Annotated in this window: 18 protein-coding genes; 9 read left to right on the top strand and 9 right to left on the bottom strand. The window is 71.0% G+C overall.

From position 1 onward, the window contains the following. Positions 1-60: 60 nt before the first annotated feature. Both ACIQCZ_RS04580 and ACIQCZ_RS04575 read right to left on the bottom strand, forming a co-directional pair. Entirely contained in the window at positions 61-1,476 is a 1,416-nt protein-coding gene (locus ACIQCZ_RS04580; protein ID WP_402279673.1) for an MFS transporter, read from the bottom strand. A 65-nt stretch (positions 1,477-1,541) separates the two neighbouring features. Next, complete coding sequence (locus tag ACIQCZ_RS04575) at positions 1,542-2,009, bottom strand: MarR family transcriptional regulator (RefSeq protein WP_351079370.1); 468 nt, start codon at positions 2,007-2,009, stop codon at positions 1,542-1,544. Between the two features lie 170 nt (positions 2,010-2,179). On the opposite strand from ACIQCZ_RS04575, the gene ACIQCZ_RS04570 reads away from it, so the two are divergent. Continuing rightward, positions 2,180-3,232, top strand: a complete 1,053-nt coding sequence (locus tag ACIQCZ_RS04570) for a LacI family DNA-binding transcriptional regulator (protein WP_402279670.1) — start codon at positions 2,180-2,182, stop codon at positions 3,230-3,232. A 225-nt stretch (positions 3,233-3,457) separates the two neighbouring features. Here the strand turns inward: ACIQCZ_RS04570 and ACIQCZ_RS04565 are convergent, their stop codons facing one another. After that, entirely contained in the window at positions 3,458-4,450 is a 993-nt protein-coding gene (locus tag ACIQCZ_RS04565) for an acetylxylan esterase (protein ID WP_402279667.1), read from the bottom strand. Between the two features lie 253 nt (positions 4,451-4,703). Between ACIQCZ_RS04565 and ACIQCZ_RS04560 the strand changes: the two genes are divergently transcribed. The 7 genes from ACIQCZ_RS04560 (at position 4,704) to ACIQCZ_RS04530 (ending at position 14,653) form a co-directional block, all read left to right on the top strand. Next, on the top strand, positions 4,704-5,954 hold the full coding sequence (locus ACIQCZ_RS04560) for a sugar ABC transporter substrate-binding protein (protein WP_376286146.1): 1,251 nt from the start codon (positions 4,704-4,706) through the stop codon (positions 5,952-5,954). A gap of 5 nt (positions 5,955-5,959) precedes the next feature. After that, positions 5,960-6,952, top strand: coding sequence for a carbohydrate ABC transporter permease (locus ACIQCZ_RS04555; protein WP_402279664.1), 993 nt, complete (start codon positions 5,960-5,962; stop codon positions 6,950-6,952). Next, positions 6,949-7,869, top strand: coding sequence for a carbohydrate ABC transporter permease (locus ACIQCZ_RS04550; protein ID WP_402279661.1), 921 nt, complete (start codon positions 6,949-6,951; stop codon positions 7,867-7,869). The genes ACIQCZ_RS04555 and ACIQCZ_RS04550 overlap by 4 nt, the downstream gene beginning before the upstream one ends. An 80-nt stretch (positions 7,870-7,949) precedes the next feature. Next, complete coding sequence (locus tag ACIQCZ_RS04545; protein WP_402279658.1) at positions 7,950-9,152, top strand: glycoside hydrolase family 1 protein; 1,203 nt, start codon at positions 7,950-7,952, stop codon at positions 9,150-9,152. Between the two features lie 444 nt (positions 9,153-9,596). After that, positions 9,597-11,078 (top strand): glucoamylase family protein, encoded by a 1,482-nt coding sequence (locus tag ACIQCZ_RS04540; RefSeq protein WP_402279655.1) that lies wholly within the window; start codon positions 9,597-9,599, stop codon positions 11,076-11,078. Between the two features lie 250 nt (positions 11,079-11,328). After that, positions 11,329-13,374 (top strand): TPM domain-containing protein, encoded by a 2,046-nt coding sequence (locus ACIQCZ_RS04535; protein ID WP_402280219.1) that lies wholly within the window; start codon positions 11,329-11,331, stop codon positions 13,372-13,374. Positions 13,375-13,564: 190 nt separating this feature from the next. Further along, on the top strand, positions 13,565-14,653 hold the full coding sequence (locus ACIQCZ_RS04530) for a YHYH protein (RefSeq protein ID WP_402279653.1): 1,089 nt from the start codon (positions 13,565-13,567) through the stop codon (positions 14,651-14,653). Between the two features lie 8 nt (positions 14,654-14,661). Here the strand turns inward: ACIQCZ_RS04530 and ACIQCZ_RS04525 are convergent, their stop codons facing one another. The 6 genes from ACIQCZ_RS04525 to ACIQCZ_RS04500 all read right to left on the bottom strand — a co-directional run bounded on the left by ACIQCZ_RS04525 (position 14,662) and on the right by ACIQCZ_RS04500 (position 22,285). Next, on the bottom strand, positions 14,662-17,214 hold the full coding sequence (locus ACIQCZ_RS04525) for a SpoIIE family protein phosphatase (RefSeq protein WP_402280217.1): 2,553 nt from the start codon (positions 17,212-17,214) through the stop codon (positions 14,662-14,664). A gap of 193 nt (positions 17,215-17,407) precedes the next feature. Beyond that, entirely contained in the window at positions 17,408-17,836 is a 429-nt protein-coding gene (locus tag ACIQCZ_RS04520) for an ATP-binding protein (protein WP_402279651.1), read from the bottom strand. 227 nt (positions 17,837-18,063) lie between these two features. Continuing rightward, complete coding sequence (locus ACIQCZ_RS04515; RefSeq protein WP_402279648.1) at positions 18,064-18,465, bottom strand: NUDIX domain-containing protein; 402 nt, start codon at positions 18,463-18,465, stop codon at positions 18,064-18,066. 554 nt (positions 18,466-19,019) lie between these two features. Beyond that, a complete protein-coding gene (locus ACIQCZ_RS04510) occupies positions 19,020-19,202 on the bottom strand; it encodes an SPOR domain-containing protein (RefSeq protein ID WP_351079398.1) in 183 nt (60 codons plus the stop codon). Positions 19,203-19,543: 341 nt separating this feature from the next. Next, positions 19,544-20,296, bottom strand: a complete 753-nt coding sequence (locus tag ACIQCZ_RS04505) for a GntR family transcriptional regulator (RefSeq protein WP_376218232.1) — start codon at positions 20,294-20,296, stop codon at positions 19,544-19,546. Between the two features lie 405 nt (positions 20,297-20,701). Further along, on the bottom strand, positions 20,702-22,285 hold the full coding sequence (locus tag ACIQCZ_RS04500; RefSeq protein ID WP_402279644.1) for a S8 family serine peptidase: 1,584 nt from the start codon (positions 22,283-22,285) through the stop codon (positions 20,702-20,704). Between the two features lie 296 nt (positions 22,286-22,581). Here ACIQCZ_RS04500 and ACIQCZ_RS04495 point away from each other — a divergent pair, with 296 nt between their 5' ends. Beyond that, a complete protein-coding gene (locus ACIQCZ_RS04495; protein WP_402279641.1) occupies positions 22,582-23,679 on the top strand; it encodes a threonine synthase in 1,098 nt (365 codons plus the stop codon). Positions 23,680-23,707: the final 28 nt, after the last annotated feature.

Raw genomic sequence — 23,707 nt, 5'->3', positions numbered from 1 at the left:
TGCTCCTGTGGCTCGGGAGTGGAAACGGCTCGGGAGTGGAAACGGTTCGGGGGAAACGGTTCAGGCACGTATGCGCAGGGCGCGGTCGGTGACGGTCAGGACGATCAGCAGCAGGCCGAGGACGACGGAGACCGCTGCCATGAGGTGGAGCCCGCCGTCGCTCGCCGACCGCCCGTAGGCGAGGGCGATCAGGCTGGAGGCGGTGATGGCCCCGATGTACTGGGCGGTGCGCTGGAGTCCGGCGGCGGAGCCGATGCTCTCGGGCGGGGCGTACGACTGGACGGCGGCCTGGTTGCTCGTACCGATCAGCCCCTGCGGTATGCCGAAGCAGGCCCCGGCGAGCAGCAGTACGGCAAGCGGGGTCGAGCCGGAGAAGAACGCCAGCACCCCGGCGCCGACGGTGAGCAGCACACAGGCCAGGGTGAGCGGACCGCGGATCCCCTTCGTACAGGCGCCGAGCAGCGAGCAGGCCAGCGCGGCGAGCGACATCGGCAGCATCAGCAGTCCGGTGTGCCCGGAGGAGTAGCCCCGTACCTCCTCCAGCCACTGCGTGTAGCCGTACATCACGCAGTAGATGAGCAGGTAGCTCACCCCGTGGCGCAGATACGTACGGGCGAGCGCCCCGTTGTCCGCGAGCATCCGCAGATCGATGAAGGGCCGGGGACTGCGCAGCTGCCACCACACCAGGCCGCCGGTCAGCACGGCGAACGGCGCGAGCAGCCACCACAGGGGATGGGAGAGATCGAGCAGGAAGACGACCAGCACGGTGAGCGCGGTCGAGAAGAGGCCGATGCCGAGCGGGTCCAGGTCGAGCTTCGGCACGCTGCCGTCGGCGGCGCGCCCGCGCGGCGGGTCCGCCGGGATCCAGAGCAGTGCGGACCCGAACGCGAGGAGCGCGACGGGCACGTTGACGGCGAAGATGCCGCGCCAGCCGACGGCCATGACGAGCAGCCCGCCGAGAGTGGGTCCGACGGCGGCGCTGCCGAGCGCGGCGAAGGAGAGCCGGGCCAGGACAGGACGCGGGGTCGCGCGGCCGATCCGCCGGGACTCGTCGCGCAGTACGGCCATGGCGGCCGGATACGCCGCCGACGTACCGATGCCGAGCAGCAGCCGGGAGACCAGGAGCTGCCCGAAGTCCGGCGCGAACGCGCCGACCAGGCCGGATGCCATCACGACGATCAGCCCGGCGAGGAAGACGCGGCGGGGACCGAGGACATCGGCGAGCCTGCCGAGTACGGGCTGGGCGACGGCACTGGCGAGATAGAGGACCGAGATCAGCCAGGCGGTGTCGGCGGCACCGATGCCGAAGTGGTGCCCGATCGCCACCAGGGCCGTGGAGATCATCGTGGTGTTGAGCGGGTTGAGCAGGGAGCCGATGAGGAGCGGGGCGGTGAGGCGGGCGCTGAATCCCGGGGCGGGTGTCGGTGTGGACGTCCGCGCCGGCGTGGGCGTCGCCGTCCCTGCCGGCGCCGGCACCGTCCCGCGTATCGCCGGCGCGGGCGCCTCGCGGCCGGTCGGCTCCCGGCCGGAGGGCCGGCCGGTCACTTCCCGACCAGTCGGTCGATCAGCTCGGCCGCCTCGGCGACCGTGCGGCGTTCGGCCCCGTCCAGCTCGGCGGCGATGGCCTCGGCGAGCCAGTTGTGCTTGGCGGCCCGGACCGCGGCGAGCGTGGTGCGTCCGGTCCCGGTGATCGATATCACCGACTTCCGGCCGTCGGCCGGATCGGCCGCCCGCTCGACGAGTCCCTGGCTCTCCAGCGCACCGAGAGTCAGCCGCATGGACTGCGGACGCACGTACTCGGCGCGGGCCAGCGCGGCCGTGGTGGCCGGGCCCTCGTCGTCCAGCCTGGCGAGCACCGAGCGCTGGGTCGGCGTGAGCAGGCTGTCCGACGACGTGGTGCGCAGCCGTCGCAGCAATCGGCTGACCGCGGCGGTGAGCTGCGTCGCCAATTGCTCGGCGGTCGGCTCGGCGCGAGGGTCCGCGGATCGGGCTTCGGTCGGTTCCGGCATGCCTTCATCGTAGAAGATGCACAGGCCACCTTGCAAGGTTACCTGTCTGTTTTTGCGTGGTCTTGCCCGTCGAGCAGCCAGCGATCTAGGGTGAATGCGCTTTCAAAAGAGGTTCGGTACATGCAACAGCAGGTACTTCGGTACGGAAGAAGAAGCGGACGGTCGGTCGAGTGAGCGCCCCAACGGTGTACGACGTCGCCGAGCGGTCGGGCGTCTCCATTGCCACGGTCTCGCGGGTCTACCGCACCCCCGATTCGGTGCGCGCCCAGACCCGTGAGCGGGTCCTCGAAGCCGCCCGGCAGCTCGGCTACGTGCCCAGCGGTAACGCCCGGGGCCTGGCCAGCCGGACCACCGGCGTGCTCGGCCTCTGCTTCCCCGACATGGCCGATCCCGACGCCGAGGCCGACGCGGAGGCCGACAGCGACGCCGACGACGCGGTGATGCTCTACTCCGACCAGATCATCCGCGGCATGGAGCGGGCGGCACGCCGGCACGGCTACGCGCTGCTGATCGCCGCCTCGCTGGAGGGCGGACCGGAGAGCGTGGCGAAGGTCGCGGGACGGGTCGACGGCTTCGCCGTGCTGGCGCGGACCGTGCCGACCGAGGACCTCGAAGTGATATCGCGCCGGCTTCCGGTGGTGATGCTCGCCGGACCGCGCGAGATCGACCACCTCGACCACATCGTCGTCGCGAACGCCGACGGGGAGCGCGAACTGGCCCGCCATCTGATCGAGGACCACGGGCTGCGCAGACTCGCGTTCGTCGGCGGCGAAGCCGACTCGCCGGACGCCGAGGCTCGCTTCCTGGGCTTCCAGGAGGCATGCCGCGACGCCGGACTGCCGGTGCCGGACGAGCCCGACCTGCGGGCCGAGCTGATGACGCAGGCCGAGGGCGCGCGGGCCGCGGAGGCGCTGCTCGACCGGCCCGGCGAACGGCCTCAGGGGGTGCTCTTCGCCAACGACCAGATGGCGGTGGGCGCGCTGCGCGCACTGGAGCGGCGCGGGGTGCGCGTCCCGGAGGACATCGCGGTGACCGGTTTCGACGGGATTCCGCTCAGCCGGATCGTACGGCCGCCGCTGACGACCGTACGCCAGCCGATCCGCCAACTCGGCGAGCAGGCCGTCGAGTTGCTGGTACAGCGCCTGGGCGACACCGGGCGCGAACCGGTGTCGCTCATGCTTCCGGTATCGGTGATCCGCCGCGCCAGCTGCGGCTGCGGCTGACGGGAGCGGCCCGCCCGGCGGCCCTCAGAGCCGGTCGGGTGACCTCCGACCGGGCGGCCACGCCCCGGCACACGCCTCCCGCGCTGTCGTCGGTCGCCGACGCTCCCTCCCCGAGCTCTCAGCCGCGTTCGAGCAGAGGAGACCCCGTCCGACTCCCTCCTCCGCCTCGAAACCACACGCACCGGACCACGCCCGCCATCCGATCCGAGGCCACCCGACAGGCCCTCAGGCCCGCCCCAGCCGCTCCCCGAAGAACCGCCGACGGGCCGCCTGGAGCCCGGCCACCTCCGCCGCCGTGCCCTCGTGCTCGAAGTGCCCCGCGCTCAGCACCAGCAGATCGTGCTCACCGGCCAGCGCGTTGTGCACGGCGAACTGTCCCGGCGGCGGCACCGAGGGGTCGAAGAGCGCCGCGGCCACAAGCGTGGGTATCTCCAGCCGCGTCGCGGCCGTGGCGGCGTCGAAGTACGACAGCACCTCGGTGACCTCGGGGTGATCCTGGCGGTACCCCCGCACCGACTCCCCGCTGCCGGTGCACGGCAGGGTGAGCCGCAGCGGATGGTTGCCGAAGGTCGGCACCGTCAGCTGCGCGGCCCCGAACCGGTCGTCCCAGGGCATCGCCAGCGCGCCGAGTCCGCCGCCGAAGCTCTCCCCGAGGTATCCGAGCCCCGGGCCGCCCGGCTCCGGCGCCAGTTCCGGCACCAGCTCGCACAGCGCCGACGCCGCGCACCACAGGTCCGCCACGCAGTCGCCGATGACATACGTGTCGCGCGACTCGATGCCGTGCAGCACATGCGCGGCGGACATGTCGGGGATGCCCGGGTGCAGGCCCCGCGTCCCCATGCCCCGTACACACGGCAGGATCGCCGCGGCCCGGGGCAGCGGCAGCGGCACATCGGGGCCCGGCTCCTGCCGGCCGCCGTAGCCGTGTCCGATGACGAATCCGTACTCCGCCGGGCCCTCGACGGGCAGTGCCACCCAGCCGCCGAGCCGCACCCCGCCCACCGAGGTGAAGGTCACACCGTGGATCCGCACCCCGTCGCGCTCCTCCTCCGGCGGCCCGAGCTCCGGCTCCGTGGCGACCTTGCGGGCCTCCGCGTAGCGGGCCTGCCAGAAGGTGTCGAAGTCGTCCGGAGCGGCGGGAGCGGGGACGTCCAGCAGGTCCTGGAGCGTGTGCCCGTACGCCGGGTCGAAGGGGAAATCGTGTTCGAACGAAGCCATGGACCCGACCGTATCGGCCGCGCCCGCGGCGGTACAGGCCGTTGATCATCATGTGGACCTCAGCGAAATCGGTCACATCATCCACAATTTCGCAAACAGCGCACTTACCGTGCCAAGTTGAACATTCAGATGTCCAGCACGTTGCACGAGTGTGACCTAGCACCCTCTTGCGGATTCCTGAATCTCTGTCGCAGAGTGATGTATGCGCTTACAGGCAGCGCATACATCCGGATTGCTCGAGGAGGAGCCCTCCATGTCCCGCACCGCCAGAAACGCCTCGATCGGTATCGCAGTCACGGCTGCGCTCACTCTCGGTCTCACCGCGTGCGGCAGCTCCGGTGGCGACGACGTCGCCGCGGACAAGAAGCAGACGATCACCGTCTGGGCCATGGGGGCCGAGGGCGAGAAGCTCGCGGATGTGGCCAAGGAGTACACCAGGGCCAACCCGAACGTGACCGTGAAGGTGACCCCGGTCGGCTGGGACGTCGCCCACCAGAAGCTGGTCTCCGCGGCCGCCGCCGGCACCCTGCCGGACGTGGCGCAGATGGGCGGCAGCTACATGGGCGAGTTCGCCGAGCTCGGCGTGCTGGAGCCGGTCGACACCAAGACGTTCGACGAGAAGGACTTCTTCCGGTCCGGCTGGCAGCAGGGCGAGGTGGACGGCAAGGCGTACGGCGTGCCGTGGTACGTCGACACCCGCGTCCTCTACTACCGCACCGACCTGGCCGAGAAGGCCGGCGTCAGCAAGGCTCCGACCAACTGGAAGGAGATGCAGGACCTCGCCTCGGCCTACCAGAAGAAGGCCGGAACCAAGTGGGGCCTGTCCATCCAGCCGAGCGGCCTGGACACGGTGCAGAACTTCTACTCCTTCCTCTACTCGGCCGGCGGCGAGATCGTCAACGACAAGGGCGAGGTCGTCATCGACAGCCCCGAGGCCGTCAAGGCGCTCAAGGAGTACGGCTCGTACTTCGACAAGGGGCTCTCCAACAAGTCCGTGCAGCCCGGCTACGACGTGGTGAAGGACTTCGGCAACGGCCGTGTCCCGATGTTCTTCGGCGGCCCCTGGCACGTCACCCTGCTGAACGAGGGCCAGCCGCAGATCAAGGGCAAGTGGGCGGTGGCCAACGTGCCCGCCGACAAGTCCTCCGTCTCCATGGCCGGCGGTTCCTCCCTGGTCGTCTCCAAGGACAGCAAGCACAAGGCCGCCGCCACCGAGTTCATCAAGTACCTGACGGACACCAAGGGCCAGGCCGACTGGTACAAGCGGACCAAGGACCTGCCCGCCAACACCGCCGCCTGGACCTCCGGCGACCTCGCCGACGACGCCAACCTCCAGGTCTTCAAGAAGCAGATGGACACCGCCAAGTCCTCGCCCTCGCTGTCCAACTGGACCGAGATCACCGACAAGGTCGACCAGGCCATCGCCAAGGTGACCCAGGGCAAGGCGTCCGCCGAGGACGCGCTCAAGACGGCCCAGTCCCAAATCGAAGGCCTCGTGAAGTAGGAGTCATGCGCACCATGACCTCAAAGGCCGCGGAGTCGGCCAAGGTGCAGGCCGGGCCGGGGGGCTCCACGCCCCCGGCCACCGGGCCCGCGGGTCGCCGGGGTGGCAGGAAGCCCTCGATGGGCGTGCAGAACGTGGCCGGCTGGCTGTTCTCCACTCCCTTCCTCGTCCTCTTCCTCGTCTTCATGGCGTTCCCGATCGTCGCCACGCTGGTGATGAGCTTCACCGACTTCGGGCTGCGCAACGTCACGCACCCGCTGGACGCGAACTTCATCGGCTTCGAGAACTACGTCAATCTCTTCAGCGACGACAAGTTCCTCAAGTCGCTGTTCAACACGGCGTACTTCGTGGTGATCGGTGTCCCCCTGACCATCTTCCTCGGGCTCGTCGTCGCCGTGCTGCTGAACAACGGCATCGACCGGGCACGGACCTTCTTCCGTGTCGGCTTCTACGCGCCGGTGGTCACGACCATCGTCGCGGTCGCCGTGGTCTGGCGGTTCGTGCTCGACCCGAGCGACGGGCTGATCGCGGGGCTCTTCTCCGAAGTGGGCCTCACCTCACCCGACTTCCTGGGCTCCGAGAAGCTCGCCATGCCGTCGATGATCGCGATGGCCGTCTGGCGCAACCTCGGGACGGTCATGGTGCTCTTCATCGCCGGTCTGCAGGCCATCCCCACCGAGGTGCGGGAGGCCGCGCGGCTGGACGGTGCCGGTGTCTGGCAGGAGTTCAAGGGCATCACCGTGCCCCTGCTGCGGCCCACGCTGCTGTACGCCACGGTGATCACCACCATCGGTTACCTCAATGTCTTCGAGGAGCCGTTCGTGATGACCCAGGGCGGTCCCTCGGACTCCACGCTCACCGTCTCGCTGAACATGTACCGCGAGGGCTTCAACTTCTTCCACATGGGCTATGCGAGCGCCATGGCGTATGTCCTCTTCGTAGTGATCATGGGCATCACGGTGCTGCAGCTCCGACTGCTGAAGGACAACACGAAATGAGCGCCACCAGTGCACCGGGCGCCGTCTCGACGGCGCCGTCGAAGGAGCCCGGGGACACGCGGCCGGCCGGGGCGCAGTCCAGGCCGAAGAAGGCCCGCAACCCCCGGCGCCCGCTCGTCTACGTCCTGCTCTCGGTCGGTCTGCTGGTCATGTCGGCGCCGTTCCTGTGGATGGCCCTCTCGGCCTTCAAAACGCCAGCGGAGCTGACGGCCAGCCCGCCCGTGTGGATCCCGACCGAATGGACCCTGGAGAACTTCCGGGACCTGCTCGACAAGCTCGACCTGCCGCTGTACTTCATGAACTCGGTGATCGTGGCGGTGCTGGTCACCGTCTCGAACCTGGTGTTCTGCTCGATGCTCGGGTACGCCCTGGCCAAGCTGAACTTCGCCGGCCGCAACAAGATCTTCGGCCTGGTCCTCGGCGCCCTCATGGTGCCCGGCAACCTGATGCTGCTGCCGCTCTTCGTGCTGATGAGCAAGCTGCACCTGATCGATTCGTACGCCGGTCTGGTGCTGCCGTTCGCCGCCGGGGCCTTCGGTGTCTTCCTGATGCGGCAGTTCATGCAGTCGATCCCGGACGAGCTGCTGGAAGCGGCCCGGATGGACGGCGCCGGTGAGTGGTACATCTTCTGGCGGATCGTGATGCCGCTGGTGAAGCCCGCGCTGGCGACGCTTTCGATCTTCACGTTCCTGGGGTCCTGGAACAACTTCGTCTGGCCGCTCATCGCGACCAACGACCCCGACAAGTACACCCTTCCGGTCGCCCTGGCCACCTTCGCCACCGACCCCAACAAGGCGGGCGGATCCAACGGCATGCTGATGGCCGGGTCCCTGCTGGTCGTCCTGCCCGTCGTGGTCCTGTTCATCGCGCTCCAGCGGCACTTCACCCAGGGCATCGCCACGGCGGGCATGAAGTAGGCCGCCCCACCGAAACGTACGAGGCCGCGCCCCGCACTCCGCCGGCCACACCCCTTCACGCACCAGAAAGACAGTTTGCGATGACTCACACCCAGGTCCCGTTCCCCGAAGGCTTCCTGTGGGGCGCCTCCACCGCCGCCCACCAGATCGAGGGCAACAACATCAACTGCGACTGGTGGGTCAAGGAGCACGCCGAGGGCACCCACATCCAGGAGCCCAGCCTGGACGCCTCCGACAGCTACCACCGCTGGCACGAGGACATGGACGCACTGGCCGGTCTGGGCTTCACCGACTACCGGTTCTCCATCGAGTGGGCGCGCATCGAGCCCGTCGAGGGCCGGTTCTCCCGGGCCGAGCTCGCCCACTACCGCCGGATGGTCGACGGCGCGATCGAGCGCGGCCTGCGCCCCATGATCACCCTGCACCACTTCACCGTGCCGCAGTGGTTCGAGGCGCGCGGCGGCTGGACCGCCGAGGGCGCGGTCGAGCTCTTCGCCCGCTACGTCGCGGCCTGCGCGCCGGTGATCGCCGAGGGTGTCAGCCACGTCTGCACGATCAACGAGCCGAACATGATCGCCGTGATGGCCGGCCAGGCCAAACGGGGCGACAACAGCTTCCCGCCCGCCGGGCTCCCGACCCCCGACGACGAGACGACCGAGGCCGTCATCGCCGCGCACCACGCGGCCGTCAAGGAGGTCCGGGCGATCGACGCCGGCATCCAGGTCGGCTGGACCATCGCCAACCAGGTCTACCAGGCCCTGCCCGGTGCCGAGGAGGTCGCCGCGGCCTACCGTCACCCCCGCGAGGACGTCTTCATCGAGGCCGCACGCGGCGACGACTGGATCGGGGTGCAGTCCTACACCCGGACCAAGATCGGCCCCGAAGGTCCCATCCCGACGCCGGAAGACGCCGAGCGCACCCTCACGCAGTGGGAGTACTACCCCTCCGCGGTCGGCCACGCGCTGCGCCACACCGCCGAGGTGCTCGGCAACGACGTGCCGCTGATCGTGACCGAGAACGGCATCGCCACCGACGACGACAACCGCCGCGTCGACTACTACACCGGCGCGCTGGACGAGGTCGCGTCCGCGCTGGAGGACGGCCTCAACATCCAGGGCTACCTGGCCTGGAGCGCGCTCGACAACTACGAGTGGGGCTCCTACAAGCCGACCTTCGGCCTGATCGGCTGGGACCCGGAGACCTTCGAGCGTCTGCCCAAGCCGTCCGCCGTCTGGCTGGGCGAGATGGGCCGCACGCGCGCGCTGCCGCGCATCGCCGACTGACGTCGGCCCCCCCGACCGGGAGCGACCTGACCGCTCCCGCCCGTACGGGAACCGGCGGCACCTGACGGGCGCCGGTTCCCGTACAGCCGGGCCCTGTCCGGCCCCGATCCGCCGGACAGGCCCTTCGCCCGCGTGGGCGCCGCACGTATCCAGCCCCGCCCACGTGCGGCACCCACGCGGGTGCCGTACGCACGGCACGGCGTCCCACGCCCTCGGAGCCAGTCGGGTGACCTCGGATCGGATGGCGGACGCGGTCCGGTGCGTGCGATTCCGAGGCGGAGGAGGGAGTCGACGCAGAGCGTCGGCGACCGACGACGACGCGGGAAGCGTGCGTGCCGGGGCGTGAACGCCCGGTCGGAGGCCATCCGACAGGCTCTCAGTCACGACCGACGAACGAAATCCGCCCACCGCCCACAGTCGGTGGCTCTTCTTCGAGGGGTTCTGATGGACCGTCGCACGTTTCTCACCGCCGCGGGAACAGGGGCTGCCGCCCTGTCCCTCGGAGCCGTATCCGTGCCTTCCGCAGGCGCCGCGCAGCCCGGACAGTCCGCGCAGGGCCCGGACACGGCACTGCTCCGGCGCTGGTTCCGCGACACATACCGTTCGATCGAGGCGATGACGACCGACTTCGGTCTCGCCGTCGACAAGATCGACGTCAGCGGCCCCGGCGCCCCCGTGCAGTCGCGCCAGACGTCGCCCACCAACATCGGCTGCGGCCTCTGGTCGACCGTCGCCGCGGCCGGGCTCGGCGTGATCGACGACGCCACGATGCGGCGCCGGCTGGAGCACACCGTCCGGGCCGTCGAGAAGCTGGAGCGCCACCACGGATTCTGGCTCAACTGGTACGACGCGCACGACGGTTCGGTCCTGACCGAGTGGCCCGGCACCGGCGACCCGGTGCGTCCGTTCCTCTCCTCCGTCGACAACGCCTGGCTGGTCACCGGTCTGCGCATCGCCGCCGACGCCTCCCCCGCCCTGCGTCCCCGTGTCGCCCGCATCCTGGCCACCGCCGACTGGTCCTATTACTACACGCCGTACGACCCGGCCGACCCGGTCGCCGGGCCCGGCCAGCTGCGCGGCGGGTTCTGGACCGACACCGAGGAGCCCACCGGCCACCACTACGGCGCACTCAACACCGAGCCGCGCATGGCCAGTTACCTGGGCATCGCGGACGGCTCCCTGCCCTCCGACCACTACTGGCACCTGCTGCGCACGATGCTCCCCGAGCACGGGCAGGAGCAGTACCCGCAGGGCAGTTACGTCGCCATGGACGGCGTACGCGTCTGGCAGGGGCACTACACCCACCGCGGCCGGAAGATCGTGCCCAGCTGGGGCGGGTCGATGTTCGAGGCCCTGATGGTGCCGCTGTTCGTGCCGGAGCCGGAGTGGTCGCCGCGTTCCTGGGGCCTGACGCACCAGCGCTATGTCCGCAGCCAGATCGAGCACGGCATGGAGGAGGCGCGGTACGGGTACTGGGGCTTCTCCCCCGCGAACATCCCCGAGGGCGGGTACCAGGAGTACGGGGTCGACGCGATCGGCATGCAGGTCGACGGCTACGCCTCCAACACCGACCGCACGTACACCACGGACGGCGCGCCGCTGCCGCCCCCCTCGGCGTTCACCAACGGTGTGGTCACCCCGCACGCCTCCTTCCTCGCCCTGCCCTACGCGCCGGACGAGGCGATCGCCAACCTGCGGGCACTCGACCGCGACTTCGGCGCCTACCACGACGGCTACGGATTCCGGGACTCCGTCAACGTCGGCACCGGCCGGGTCAGTGACTACATGCTCGCTCTCGACCAGGGCATGATCGCGGCGGCGCTGGCCCAGGCGATCCGCCCCGGCCTGCTGCAGAAGCCGTTCCGGACCGGCGGATTCCAGTCGAGGGTGCGTCCGCTGCTCGCCAAGGAGCGGTTCTCCATCTGATCCGCGTCGCGGCGACGGCCGCGCCGGCGTGCGCGGAGAGGGTCGGGCCCGTCCGGTACGCCGCCCGGTCGCCCTTCCGCCCCGCGGCGCCGGCGCGGAAGGGCGACCCCGCGCGGTTCCCGCGGCCCGCGCGGCCGGACCGCGACCGCGGCCGCGGCCGTCCGTGTTGTTGCCGGTTCCGGGGCGGGGCCCGGTCGCCGGGTCGCGGGCGACCGGGTGTGGACATAGCCTCGCAAAGGTGACGCCGCTCGTGACCCGCACCCGGCTGTCCCCACCGGGCCGGGCCCTTCTCGCCGTGCTGCTGACGGTGTGCTGGCCGGTCCTCGGCACCGCGTCGACCGCCCGCGCCGACGATCCCGTCACCCTGCCCCGGGAGGGACGGATCACCGGCCGGGTGGCGGCGCTCGGGGACCGCGAGGACCGGGTCACGGCGGCACTCGACCGGCTGCACGACAGCCGCACCCCGCTCTTCGTGGTGTACGTACGCGACTTCTCCGGCCGCTCCGCGCAGAACCGGGCCGACCGGACGGCCGACGGGAACGGCCTCGGCCGCGACGGCGTCCTGCTCGCCGTCGCCACCCACGACCGGCCGTACGCCCACACCGTCGACCAGGGCTCATGCCTCACCGGCACCCGGCTCCAGGACGTGGCGAGCACGGCCTTCGAGCCCGCGTTCGGGAAGCACGACCGGGCCGGTGCGGCGATCGGCGCCGCGAGCGGGCGCCTTGCCGTACCGGTCGGCAGGGCCGTGCCCACCCCGACGGTCACGCCCGGCGCCCCCGATCCGGGAACCGGGAATCCGAGCGGGACGAGTGCCGTGGACCTGATCCTGCCGGTGGTCGTCGTCGGCGGCGCGGCGGTGGTCGCCGCTTACGCGTACACCCGGCGCAGGTGGCGCGCCACGACCCGCACCACGCCGGGTGCGACCGGCCGGGGCCCGGGACCCGCCGGACCGGGCGGCCCGGCGGGCCGGCCGCCCCCGTTGCCGGAGCTGGACGGCCGGGCGCAGCGGACCCTGGTGGACACCGACGACGCGGTCCGCACCAGCGAGGAGGAACTGGGCCACGCCACCGCGCAGTTCGGCGAGGAGGCCACGGCCCCCTTCACCGAGGCCGTCGACTGTGCCAAGGGCGAGCTGACAGCTGCGTTCCGGTTGCGCCGGCAGCTGGACGACGCCCTTCCCGGGGACGACGCGACGCGGCGCCGGATGCTGGACGAGATCATCGGCCGCTGCACGGACGCCAACTCCCGCCTCGACGCCGTGTCCGAGGACTTCGACCGGCTGCGCGGGTTGGAACGCGACGCCCCGCAGGCCCTGGTCACGGCCGAGACCGCGTTCCGCGCGCTCGCCGCTCGCGTACCCGCCGCCGAGGCCGCTCTGACCGCGATGCGCGGCCGGTACGCGGACTCGGCCTCCGCGCCGGTCGGCGGCGCCGTCGAACAGGCCAAGGACCGGCTCGTCCTCGCCACGTCCCGTCTCAATCGCGCCCGGCAGTGCGTGGACACGGGGAACAACGTCGCGGCGGCGGGGCACGTACGGGCCGCCGAGGGCGCCGTCGACCAGGCGACCGTCCTCGTCGACTCCGTGGACCGGCGGAGCCGGGAACTCGCGGAGGCGGCGGACCGGCTGTCCACCGCGCTCTCCGGGACACAGACCGACCTGGCCGATGCGGGCGGGCTCCTCGAAGGCACCGCCGAGGGCGTCTCGACGGCGGACCTACGGGGCCGGATCGCGCGCGCGACATCGGTGCTCGACGACGTACGGGAGGCGATGGCGGCCGGTCCGTACGACCCCATCGACGCGCTGCGCAGGGTGGAGGAGGCGGACACGGCACTCGACGAGGCGCTGGCCGGTGCTCGCGAACGGGAGCGGGGCGACCGGCGGGCGCGCTCCCTTCTCGACCAGGCCACGTTCACCGCGCGTTCGACGACCGCCGCCGCCGCCGACTACGTCACCACCAACCGCGGAGCCGTGGGCAGCCGGGCCCGGACCCGGCTCGCGGAAGCCCAGCGGCGGCTCGACCGGTCCCGTGAACTGGCCGGAACCGACGATCCCCGGGGCGCACTGGCCCAGGCGCGGCAGGCCGACTCCCTGGCCGGGCAGGCCCGGAGCCTGGCCGAACAGGATGTGCGCGGGTACGGAGGCCGGGGCGGTGCGGGCGATGTGCCGGGAGGAGGTGGCGCGGTCGGTGGTGCGGTGCTCGCAGGCATCGTCCTCGGCGGGCCCCTGGGCGGCGGTCCGGGCAGTTTCGGCGGCGGGGGCACCCGCGGCCGACGCGCCGGCGGTGGCCTTTGAGGTGGCTGTCCGGGGCATTCGATCCCCGGTGTGGCCCGTCCGGCTCGCCCCGGGCCGGGCCGGGTGCTCACTCGCTTGCCCGTTCGTGTCAGCGGAACAACGGCATGCGGGCGTGGTGAGGTGGTGCGGGCGGCTGCGACAGTGGCCGGCGGTGTGACGCCTTCCGGTCAGGTCGAGATGGGGAGCATCCATGCACGGCGTGCTCAGATCCGTGGCAGTGGCGGCCAGTGCGGTCTGCGCGCTGCAGGGTCCTGCGGTGACTCCGGCCGGTTCCGCCGCTGTGCCTCGTCCCGCGCGGGCTGCCACGGACGCGCGCGGCGGGGGAGACGGCACCCCGATCACACGCCTGCACACACCCCCCACCGGCACGTCGCTCGCATCTCCCGCCCGCAACACCCTCTACGCCTGCCAAGGGGGGACCCTCACCCGGCCCGACCGCCCGTGGATCGACGCGCACGGCGTGATCGACGTGCTCAAGCGCCCTTTCGTGTCGGGGACCATGCACTGGCACCGCGCACTGCGGGTGACGACGACCGCGACCAAGAGGCGCTTCGAGGGGAACGGGCTCCCGGATCATTCCACCGGGCGCTTCCCCGTCCAGAAGGGCACCCCCGCCTACAAGTACTACGCGGAGATTCCCGCGCACGGGTACCCCAACGCCGCCGCGATCCCCATCAAGCCGTGGAACCTCGACGTCACGGTGCCGCGCGATCCGACCGTCGCGGCGAAGCCCACGTGCATCGACCAGCTGACGACCGGGATGGCTCTGGCCGGCGGCACCTTCCACCTGGAGGTGGCCACCGACGCCGAGGACCGCCCGGTCGACCCCAACGCGGCCCTGCCCCTCGACCGCTGCTGGGGCCATCCGTACCAGACGCAGTACCACTACCACGGCCCCTCGCAGACCTGCTTCGGCAAGGCTTCGAGGGGGCCCGCGAACGCCCGTGCCCGGCACTCACCGCTCGTGGGATACGCCATCGACGGCTTCGGGATCTACGGGCCGCGCGGCAGGGACGGAAGGATCGTCAGAAACAGGGACCTGGACGTCTGCCACGGTCACACACACGCGATCTCATGGGGCGGCAAGAAGGTCGTCATGTACCACTACCACCTCAACGGAGAGTATCCGTACTCCATCGGATGCTTCCGGGGGAAGCCGGTGACGGTCCCCGGGTCCGGGCACGGCTGGTGCCATCAGTGGAAACCGGCTCCGGCCGCCGCCGGGACCGGCGTGGGAAGCCCCGGCAGGCGGAGGGGTCGGCCGACGCCTGCCTCCTGACCCCTTCCTCAGAACATGCTCAGCAACTGCTCCACCGTGGGCTCGGCGGCCGGCTCCCCGTCGGGCAGCGCCAGTTCGAACCAGACGGTCTTGCCGCGCGGTGTCCGCCTCGACCCCCAGCCCACGCTCAGCAGCCCGACCAACTGCAGTCCGCGCCCGCCCTCGTCGGTGTCGCGGGCCCGCCGCCGCCGCGGCTGGACGAGCCCCGCGTCCCAGACCTCGCACACGAGCGTACGGTCGCGCAGCAGCCTCAGCCTGATCTCGCCCTCCCCGTACCGCAGGGCGTTGGTGACCAGCTCGCTGACCAGCAGTTCGGTGGTGTCCACCAGTTCGCCGAGGTCCCAGGCGAGCAGTTGGCCACGGGCCAGTTCGCGGGCGCGGCCGACGGAGCGGGGTTCACGGGGCAGCCGCCAGTCGCCCACCGCGTCGGCCGGGAGCCCCTGGATTCGGGCCATGAGCAGGGCGATGTCGTCCTCGCCGTGCCGGGTGTCGAGGGTGGTCAGTACGCGGTCGCAGACGTCTTCGAGCGGCCGTTCCGGTTCGACGAGCGCCCGGCGCAGGGCGGCCAGCCCCTCCTCGAGCGGATGGTCGCGGGACTCGACGAGGCCGTCCGTGTAGAGGGCCAGCAGGGAGCCCTCCTTCAGTTCGACCTCGACCTCCTCGAAGGGTTCGCCCCCCACACCTAGCGGCATCCCGGGCGGGACGTCGAGCATCAGGGCGGGTTCGCCCGGCTCGACCACGGCGGGGGGAAGATGACCGGCGTTGGCGAAGGTGCACCGCCGGGTGACCGGGTCGTAGACCGCGTACACACAGGTCGCCAGGTACACCTCGGAGAGGTCCACCTCGCGGGACTTGTGGGCGGCCCGCGAGGGCCACTGGGTGCCGCCGGAACCGCCGGAGGAGGTGCCGCCGGGAGTGCCGAGCCCTCGGGCGACCTCGTCGAGCGCGGAGAGCACCTCGGCGGGTTCCAGGTCCAGCAGGGCCAGGGTCCTCACCGCGGTGCGCAGTTCGCCCATGGCCACGGCGGCCCGCAGCCCGCGCCCCATGACGTCGCCGACGACGAGGGCGGTGCGGTGGCCGGGGAGCTCGATCACGTCGAACCAGTCGCCGCCCACCTCGGTGGCGGTGTTGCCGGGGAGGTAGCGGCAGGCGATGTCGAGGCCCGCGGCCACGGGGTCGCCGGGGGGCAGGAGGCTGCGCTGGAGGATCAGCGCACGCTCGTGTTCGCGCCGGTAGAGGCGGGCGTTGTCGATGCAGACCGCGGCGCGGGCGGCCAGCTCCGTGGCCAGCGCCCGGTCCCGCTCGCCGAAGGGTTCGCTGCCCTTGGTGCGGGAGAACTGGACGAGACCGACCACCGTGTCGTGGGCGACCATCGGCACGGCGAGCGTGGACTGCACGAAGCCGCGGTCGTCGCCGGGCACGTCCTCGACATGGCCGGTGCGCAGGGCGATGGCGCAGGGCGAGTTGTACGGGAAGCGGTGTACGGCGCCGAGCACGGGCGGCTCGCTGCCCGTGTCGCGTGCGCCAGTGCCCGCGGCGGCGGGCAGGGCGTCCGACACTGCGCTGGCGAGAGCGACGCGGCGCAGTTCGGCGGAGCCTCCGACGGACTCCTGGCGGAGCGAGTCCCAGCTGCCGGGAGGCGCGTCGTCGCCGGTGAGCAGCCCCTGGTAGAGGTCGACCGAGGCGAGGTCGCAGAAGCCGGGCACGGCGACATCGAGGAGTTCGCGGGCGGTGGTCTCCAGGTCGAGGGAGTTGCCGATACGGGCACTGGCCTCGTTGAGCAGGGCGAGATTGCGGCGGGCACTGGCGGCCTCGCGGGCGGCGATGTGCCGTCGGGTCACATCGGTGGCCAGTCCGGCGATGCCGATGGGGCGGCCCGACCCGCTGTGCACCCGGTAGAGGTTCATGGACCAGTGGCGGCTGACCGGGTCGCCTGGCGCGGTGCCGATGAGCTGGAGGTCGGTGACGGACGCGCCGGTCTCCAGCACGCGCTCCAGGGTGGCGGTGAGCCGGTCCGCCTCGGGACGGGCGAGGTAGTCGTCGACCGTACGGCCGCGATGGTCGGCTGCCTGCCCCCCGAAGACGGTGGCGAAGCGCTGGTTGGCGCGCACCACGGTGAGGTCGGTGCCGAACAGCACGAAAGCAAAGGGAGATTGGCCGAATATGGCCTGTGACGCGGCGAGATCCGTCTCGATGCGGCGCAGCGCGCGGACATCCACGACGATACAGATCGCGGCCCGTTCCCCGGTCTCCGTCCCGCTCGGCATCACATAGATCTCGGCGAGCCCGTGCACGGTGTCCTCGCCCGGCATCCGGAACGGGACGAGGCCCGTCCACTCCTTGCCGTCGAGGATCTCGCCGACCCGGCGGCGGCCGTCCACCCGCAGTTCGGCAGGCATGAACGCCTCGACCGGATCCAGGCCCACCGCTTCGTCCGCGGCAATGCCGAAGAGGCCGGCGGCCCGCCTGCTCCACTGCTCGATCAGGCCATCGGGGCCGATCGAGAAGGAGGCGACCCTGATGTAGTCATAGATCGAGCCAGGCGGGCTGCTCTGCCACACGATACTGCCCGCTGTCCCAGGTATTTCGCTCACGCGACCGTCCCCTCCAGCTCACACACCGGACCGGTCCTGCCCGCAGTATTCAGCACTACGGCCCCTACCGACACGGCGTTCACGATCACAGCACGGTCTCAGTCCCTTTCAGCCAGGTTCTGCCCGACCTCTGGTGATCGCTGTGCGTCCCACCCCACTCCTAACCAGGCAGGGCCAGCTCGAACCACACGGTCTTGCCGGTCTTTCCGCGTCTGGTCCCCCAGCGGCGCGCGGAACAGGCCACCAGCTGCAGCCCTCTGCCACCCTCGTCGTCCGGTCCCGCCATGCGTTCGGTGGGCGGATCCGGAAGCGGATCAGAGACTTCCACGAGCAGTCCGGGGCGGGTGGCGGGGCCGTCACCGTTGGGGTGGGGGCGCTGCAGCCGCACCCCGATGGGACCCGATGTGTACTGCATGGAATTGGTGACCAACTCGCTGACCAGCAGGACTGTCATGTCCCCCAGGGAGGCGTCGAGCCCCCAGCCGCGCAGCGCCTCATGGACGGCGTGCCGCGCGGAGCGCACTGCGCCCGGCTCAGCCGGAAAGGTCCACTCGGCGCAGTCGCCTTCGGTGTCGATCACGCCGATCACTTCCCAAGACCAGCAATGGGGAACGTCCTGTTTACGGGGGTTAATCAGCACATACCCGATATTTGGTGCGAACTATCGCGGCGACCGGCACGCGGGGCGTACGGGTGTACGGCCGCGCGCACGAACAGATGCACACGGGAAGAGGGGCGCACGGGGCGGCCGACACGCGCCGCCGGAATACATGTCAGCAGCACCGGGCCGGTGGGCACACCGACGCCCGGACCGGCTCATTCCAGCTCCCCCGACGCCTTCAGGTCATCGAAGAGCAGCTGATCGACCGGTGGAACCAGCGGGCGGTCCGCGTACGAGAACCAGGCCATCTCCTCGATCTCGCTGCTCACCGCCAACGTCCCCTCGTAGTCCGCGGTGTAGCAGCTCATACGGACCACGCCACCGCCCGGCAGATCGGGCACCTCGGCCTCGTAGGTGCCCACATGCACCGCGGTGCGCGGTTCGAGGAGCACGGTGAGCTCCTCCTTGATCTCACGGACCAGGGTCTCCAGATCGCTCTCCGCACCCTCCCGCTTGCCCCCGGGGATGTAGAAGACACCCTTCCCCCGTGGTCGCGCGCAGAGAATCCTGCCGCCCTCCACACGCACCCACGCCACCGTGTCGATCAGGACCGACATCACTCCACCTCCACCATCCGGAACCCACGCCAGGCAGGACCTTACGGCCTCGCCCACGACGGGCAGCGGCGTCGCGGCGCCTGGGACCTCCGCCTCCGGCGTTGTCGTCGGTCGCCGACGCTCCTTCCCCGAGCTCTCAGCTGCGTTCGAGCAGGGGAGACCCCATCCGACTCCCTCCTCCGCCTCGGATCCGAAGGCCCCGGACGCCGCTCCTACTCCCACTGCCCGTCGCGGGCGACGCCGTCAGCCATCGCGCCCCGCGGCGCCGGTGGCGCGAGCGGCGCGTGGCACGCCCAGGCGGAAGAGATCCGGCTCCTTCTCGGCCCGCACCGGCTCGCCCTCGCGACGGAAAAAGCCCGCCGGGCCGTCGAGGAAGACCCGCCGGCGGCGGAGTACGCCGGTCCGCTCGGCACGGCGGCGAGGTGGCACCCTCGCACGGATCACCACGTGCGGCACAGCGGCCCAACTCGCCCTCGCGTACGGCACGACGGGGTCGGGACCGCCCCGCATCCGCGCCGGAGCACCACGCCCCCGCCCACTCCCCCGCGAACGTTCTACGGCCGGGCCCGCGCCCCGACGCGCTCCACCCAGTAGAGCTGCTTGTGGCCATGGGTGTCGAGCTTGTCGGCGACCTTCTGGGCCTCGCCCTGTGTGGCATACCTGCCGACGCGGTAGCGGTTGCCGTTGTCGTCCTGCCGTATCACCAGCCATGGGAGATCGGCACCGTTGTCGGTCATTGCGCCCCTCCCGAGCATTGCGCCCCTCCCTCGAACGGCATGTACGTTTCTAAGGATCCCCAGGAAACCGCAGTACGCATATGCCGGACCCTACGCCTGACCTTCACGCAACGGATACGTAATTACACAAAGAGATACCGATCCGGCCATGAAAAAGGGGGCGCATCCAGCTGGATGCGCCCCCAGGGGGAGCCCTTCACCGATCAGGCGGGCGGGCACGAACGGCGATCAGGACCAGGACATGACAATCCCTGACGGTCGACGGTCGACTGCCGCTCGAGGCACCCGACGGGGCGTCGGTCCGTCGCACTCGAAGCCGGACCGCGCTCCTCGCACGCCGGTCACCTGACCGGAAGGTGGTAGGCGATCCGGAAGCGATCGGCGGGCACCACCACGTCCGCCGTCTCGACCGGGCGACCCGACGCGTAATACGTACGCTCGATCACCATCACCACATGGCCCGGAACACCACCGAGCGCCAGGAGCTCCTCCGCCAGCCCCGGACGCGCGCCGACCTGCTCGGCCACGTTGTCCACGACGACATCGATCGCGGCCATCCGCTCGACCACCCCGCATCCGCCCAACGGACCCTCCTCCGGCAGCATCACCGGCGTACGCCCCGTCACGGCGAGGGGTTCCCAGGAGGTGGAGAGCATCATCGGCTCCCCGGCCTCCCGGAAGGTGTACCGCGTACGCATCACCCGGTCGCCCGGTTCGATGCCGAGGCGTTCGGCGATCTCGGCGCTCGCGCCCTCCTGCTCACTGCGGGACTCCCACGTCCCGCGCACCCCTTCCGCCGTCTGCTCCTGACGGAACGGGCTGGCCCCGGCGCCCGGCCGGTAGCCGGAACGGGCGATCCGACGCGGGACCGGGCGCTCGCGCACATACGTGCCGGAGCCGGAGCGCCCCTCGACCAGCCCCTCGGCCATCAGCACCTTGCGCGCCTCCAGCGCGACGGTGTCCGAGACCCCGTACTCCTCGCGGATACGGGCCTGCGAAGGCAGGCGCGTATGCGGCGGCAGCGAACCATTGGCGATCTTCTCTCTCAGATCGCTCGCAACACGCAGATAGGCGGGCTGCTCACCGAAAGCCACAGGCCACTCCCAACAGATTGACAGTCTGCAACAGCCTGACAACCGTCGGTTGTGGATCGCAAGCACGGGCCAGAGTTTCACCCGAAGTGATGATTCGTCATGGCTGCGCGCATGTCCCGCCGACGGCGCCCGAGCCGCGCCCTCGGCACGGGCTTCGCCGCACCGACGGCCGGGCGCAGGCGTGCGGGGCGGCCACGGATGCGGCCGCCCCCCAATTGCCGGTCGGTCCAAGGGGTGTCCCGTGATCCCCGGTGGATCAGCGCGCGACGTCGAACGCGGTGCATCACAAGGCGGAGGGACGTCCGCACACCGGATGCATGCGGACGTCCCGACGACGCGGTGAGGTGCCGCAGCTGACGCTGCGCGCCCGCCAGGGGTTACGGGGCAGTCCTCAGAAAGCCGTCATCAGAACTGCAGGGCCCAGGAGTTGATCCGTCCGGTGTCGGCCGCCGCGTTGTCGCTGACCCGCAGCTTCCAGGTGCCGTTGGCCACCTCCGACGAGGCGTTCACCGTGTAGGTGGTGACCACGTCGTCGGCACTGCCACCCGTCCCGTAGGCCTTCAGGTTGTAGACCGAACCGTCGGGCGCGACCAGATCGATCTTCAGGTCGCCGGAGTAGGTGTGCGTGATGTCGACGGGCACGCTCAGTGCGGCCGGCGCGTTGCCGGTGACACCGGTGACGTTGATCGGCGATTCGACGGTGGAGTTGTCGCTGATGGTGTAACTCGTCGTGTTCTCGAACTTCTTGCCGGGCGGCGTGGTGGTGCCGCCGGCGACGTTCAGCAGCCGGTTCGGGGATCCCGTACCCGGGTTAGTCACCACTCCGGTACTGGCTGCGGCGACCAGTCCGGCGGAGACCTGCGCGGGGGTGTCGCTCGGGTGCTCGGCCAGATAGAGGGCCGCGGCGCCGGCGACGTGCGGGGTCGCCATCGACGTGCCGGAGATCGTGCTGGTGGCGCTGTCACTGCTGTTCCAGGCCGAGGTGATCGACGAACCCGGGCCGAAGATGTCCAGCACGCTGCCGTAGTTGGAGAAGCTGGAGCGGGCGTCCGTGCTGGTCGTGGAGCCCACGGTGATGGCCTCGGTGACCCGTGCCGGGGACTTCGTGGAGGCGTCGGTGGACTCGTTGCCCGCGGCGACGGCGTAGGTGATGCCGGACGCGATGGACTTGCGCACGGCGGCGTCGAGCACGGAGTCCGCACCGCCGCCCAGGCTCATGTTGGCGACGGCCGGCTTGACGGCGTTCGCCGTCACCCAGTCGATGCCCGCGACGACCTGCGCGGTCGTGCCGGAGCCGCTGTTGTCGAGGACCCGGACCGCGACGATCTTCGCCTTCTTGGCCACCCCGTACGCCGAACCGGCGACGGTGCCCGCGACATGGGTGCCGTGACCGTAGCCGTCCTGCGCGGTGTTGTCGTTGTCGATGGCGTCGTAGCCGTACGAGGCCCGGCCGCCGAAGTCGCTGTGGGTGATCCGGACACCGGTGTCGATGATGTACGCGGTGACGCCCTCACCCCCGTTGTCGGGGTAGGTGTAACTCTGGTTCAGCGGCAGGTTCTTCTGGTCGATCCGGTCCAGTCCCCACGAGGGCGGCGAGGGCTGGGTGCCGGAGACCGTGAAGGTCCGGTTCTGCACGACGGACTCGACGGCCGGGTCGGCGGCGAACTTCTTCGCCTGGGCGGCGGAGAGTTCGACCGCGTATCCGTTGAGGGCGGCGCGGTAGGTCTTCTTGATCTCGGCGCCGTACTGCTCGGCGAGCGCCCTGCCCCGCGCGGAGCCGGCGTCGGCCGCCGCTTCGTCGAGCGTGACGATGTAGCTGCCGCTGATGGTGCCCGGAGCACCCGCGTTCTCGATCCGGCCTTCCGCCGCCGTCCCGGCCGCGGTGGCGGGGAACGCCGCCGCGGTGGAGAGCATGAGGGCGGCACCGGCCATGACACTCGCCGCGGCGATTCTTCGACGCGCGTGGGGGGTGTGACGCATCACTGACATGTGAGGGGTCCTCCTCGTTTGCGGTGCTGGTGGGGGGTCCACCGGTGACATGGGTGGAGCGAGGCGGATCGAGGCGGAACGGGGCCGGCACGGTCCGGACCGGGTCGGGCCGAGCCGGACCGCATCGAGCCGCACCGATCACCATGGGCATGACAATCACTAACGTGGAATTCCGCGCCGCCCACGGCCCGTCCGACAGCGAAAGATTGACCGATCCTTGGCAATCCCACAAGGGTGCGTTGAGGTCTGCAATACCTTCGCCATCCGGCCGCCACACGCCTGACATGCTGGCGGGCATGACCATGTACATCTGCCCGCAGGACGGCACTCGCGCCGAAACCACCGCCCTCACCTGGTGTTGCCCGGTCTGCCGAGGTCCCTGGGACCTCGATTTCGAGGTCACCGATCCACCCCCGCTCAACTCTCTTGCGGAACGCGTCAATTCACTGTGGCGTTACGAAGAGGCGCTGCCCCTCGCCGCGCCCACGACCTCTCTCGGTGAGGGCCGCACCCCGCTCGTCCCGCTCACCGGCACGGTGTCGGCCAAACTCGACTTCCTGATGCCGACGCTCTCCTTCAAGGACCGCGGTGCCGTGATGCTCGTCGAACTGGCCCGCCGTCTCTCGCCCGAGCGTGTCGTCGCGGACAGCAGCGGCAACGCGGGCACCGCCGTCGCCGCGTACTGCGCCCGCGCCTCGCTCCCCTGCACGGTGTACGTACCCGAGGGGACGTCACCGAAGAAGACCGAGCAGATCCGGGCGCACGGCGCACAGCTGGAGATCGTCCCCGGCGACCGCGAGGCCACCGCGCTGGCGGCCCGTACCGCCGCCGACGCCCCGGGCACGTTCTATGCCTCGCACGTCTTCAACCCGTACTTCCTGCACGGCACGAAGACCTATGTGTACGAGCTGTGGGAGGACCTCGGCGGCCGGCTCCCGGACGCCCTGGCCGTACCGGTGGGCAACGGCACCCTGCTGCTCGGCGCGGCCCTGGCCACGGCCGAACTCCACGCCCTGGGCCTGATCGAGGAACGTCCGGCACTGATCGCCGTCCAGGCCGAGGCGGTGTCACCACTGGCCGCCGCCTTCCGCGCGGACGCGGACGCATTGCCCGACACCCCGCCCGGCGCGGCCGCCCCCACCCTCGCCGAGGGCATCGCCATCCCCCGCCCGCCGCGCGCTCGGGCCGTCCTGGCCGCGGTACGGGAATCGGGCGGCACCTTCCTCACGGTGACCGAGGATCAGATCCGGTCCGCGCAGCTGGACCTGGCCGCCCGCGGGTTCTACGTGGAGACGACGGGCGTCGCCTGCTGGGCCGCGGTCGGCGGCTGGAAGGACCGGAGCGTCGTCGTACCGCTGTGCGGCGCGGGCCTCAAGACGGGCCTCGCCGGCTGACGCGGGCCGCCCTCCCCGATCGGCCGTT

Origin of the sequence: Streptomyces sp. NPDC093149, from assembly GCF_044754145.1 — a bacterium.
Taxonomy (GTDB): domain Bacteria; phylum Actinomycetota; class Actinomycetes; order Streptomycetales; family Streptomycetaceae; genus Streptomyces.
Note: the sequence above shows the minus strand (reverse complement) of the source record. Positions and strands in the feature narration are given on the sequence as shown.

What these genes read in the sequence shown, in the direction of transcription:
- ACIQCZ_RS04575 (WP_351079370.1), bottom strand. Translation starts at nt 2,009, where the DNA reads ATGCCGGAACCGACCGAAGCCCGATCCGCGGACCCTCGCGCCGAGCCG.
- ACIQCZ_RS04565 (WP_402279667.1), bottom strand. Translation starts at nt 4,450, where the DNA reads ATGGCTTCGTTCGAACACGATTTCCCCTTCGACCCGGCGTACGGGCAC.
- ACIQCZ_RS04515 (WP_402279648.1), bottom strand. Translation starts at nt 18,465, where the DNA reads ATGTCGGTCCTGATCGACACGGTGGCGTGGGTGCGTGTGGAGGGCGGC.
- ACIQCZ_RS04540 (WP_402279655.1), top strand. Translation starts at nt 9,597, where the DNA reads ATGGACCGTCGCACGTTTCTCACCGCCGCGGGAACAGGGGCTGCCGCC.
- ACIQCZ_RS04500 (WP_402279644.1), bottom strand. Translation starts at nt 22,285, where the DNA reads ATGTCAGTGATGCGTCACACCCCCCACGCGCGTCGAAGAATCGCCGCG.
- ACIQCZ_RS04550 (WP_402279661.1), top strand. Translation starts at nt 6,949, where the DNA reads ATGAGCGCCACCAGTGCACCGGGCGCCGTCTCGACGGCGCCGTCGAAG.
- ACIQCZ_RS04545 (WP_402279658.1), top strand. Translation starts at nt 7,950, where the DNA reads ATGACTCACACCCAGGTCCCGTTCCCCGAAGGCTTCCTGTGGGGCGCC.
- ACIQCZ_RS04495 (WP_402279641.1), top strand. Translation starts at nt 22,582, where the DNA reads ATGACCATGTACATCTGCCCGCAGGACGGCACTCGCGCCGAAACCACC.
- ACIQCZ_RS04530 (WP_402279653.1), top strand. Translation starts at nt 13,565, where the DNA reads ATGCACGGCGTGCTCAGATCCGTGGCAGTGGCGGCCAGTGCGGTCTGC.
- ACIQCZ_RS04555 (WP_402279664.1), top strand. Translation starts at nt 5,960, where the DNA reads ATGCGCACCATGACCTCAAAGGCCGCGGAGTCGGCCAAGGTGCAGGCC.
- ACIQCZ_RS04510 (WP_351079398.1), bottom strand. Translation starts at nt 19,202, where the DNA reads ATGACCGACAACGGTGCCGATCTCCCATGGCTGGTGATACGGCAGGAC.
- ACIQCZ_RS04560 (WP_376286146.1), top strand. Translation starts at nt 4,704, where the DNA reads ATGTCCCGCACCGCCAGAAACGCCTCGATCGGTATCGCAGTCACGGCT.